The sequence below is a fragment of the Aureimonas sp. D3 genome, assembly GCF_001463805.1.
Taxonomy (GTDB): domain Bacteria; phylum Pseudomonadota; class Alphaproteobacteria; order Rhizobiales; family Rhizobiaceae; genus Aureimonas; species Aureimonas ureilytica_A.
Map to the genome: position 1 here is coordinate 1 of NZ_BBWM01000061.1, position 1,179 is coordinate 1,179.

The following is a 1,179-nucleotide window of genomic DNA, read 5'->3' on the forward strand; positions in this document are numbered from 1 at the left end:
CGCCCTGCGCCCCGGCGCGACGTACTGACCGGGCCGACCTACTCCGAGCTCATGGCGGCGGGGCTGCCTTCGCTCGTCGGCAACCGCATCGCGTCCATGTGCAACGATCCGAAACCCAGCGCCGTCTACCTCCTGACGTACAACTGGCGCCTCGGACAGGCGTACATGGTCCGGTCGATGGACGAGGCGCTCTCCCCGTTCGGGGTTCGCGCGTCGTCGCAGGGCAACCGGATCGCACTGAAGGTCGGGACGGCCGGCCTGTGGCTCACCCCGGCCTCGCAGGCCGGTGAGGGGCTGCTCCGCACGCTCGACCTTCGCGAGACATCGCCGTGACCTCGCTTCCCGACCACGAGGCGCTGTGCCACGTCCGCGCGTCGGTCATCCAGCGGTCGCGCGGAAAATCCTCCGTGGCCGCCGCGGCGTACCGGGCCGCCGCTCGCCTCGTGGACGAGAGGACGGGGCAGGTCTGGGACTACTCGCGGAAGAAGGCCGTAACGGATTCCTACGTTATGGCCCCGGCCGGGGCGCCTGCCTGGGTCTACGATCGCGAGTCGCTCTGGTCGCGCGTCGAACTCGCCGAGCGCCGCCGCGATGCCCAGACCGCCCGCGAACTCCAAGTCGCCATCCCCCGGGACCTTCCGCGCAGTTCGTGGGGCGCGTTCATCGCTGACGTGGCCGCGCCGTACCTCGATGCCGGTGCCGTCGCGGACGTGGCCCTCCACGAACCTCGCGCAGCCGATCGCGGCGAGCAGCCGCACGTCCACATGCTTCTCACGGTCCGCAAGCTCGACCCCGCGTCCCCAACCGGATTCGCGGCGAAACGCAACGAGGCCGTCAACGCCCTCCTGACGAGCGGCGGAAGCCACGGCGGCGGCGCTCGCGGTGATGCCCTGACACGCGAGCGAGAGCGCATCGCTGGGATCATCAACGAACACCTTCGCGCCGCCGGCTCGAAGCGGCGCGCCGACCACCGCTCCTACGAGGCCCGGGGCGATCCCCGGATGCCGGAGCCGCCCATGAGCGAGCGCCGCATGGCTGCGGTCCGAAAGCGGCGTCGACACGACCGCCGAACCGCCGTCGTCGCGGGCATCCGCGAGGTCCGGCGCCTCGACAACGAACTCACCCGAATGGAGAAAGAGATGGCCCTACGAGTCAAAGGATTCGCTCGCGCTCCCGCCC

General features: G+C 70.9%; 2 protein-coding genes. Both read left to right on the forward strand.

The features are described from left to right. Positions 1-333: hypothetical protein (locus AUL36_RS24315; RefSeq protein WP_210168872.1), on the forward strand; the 333-nt coding region annotated here is incomplete at its 5' end. Then, positions 330-1,179: MobA/MobL family protein (locus AUL36_RS19110; protein ID WP_192843866.1), on the forward strand; the 850-nt coding region annotated here is incomplete at its 3' end. The genes AUL36_RS24315 and AUL36_RS19110, both read left to right, overlap by 4 nt.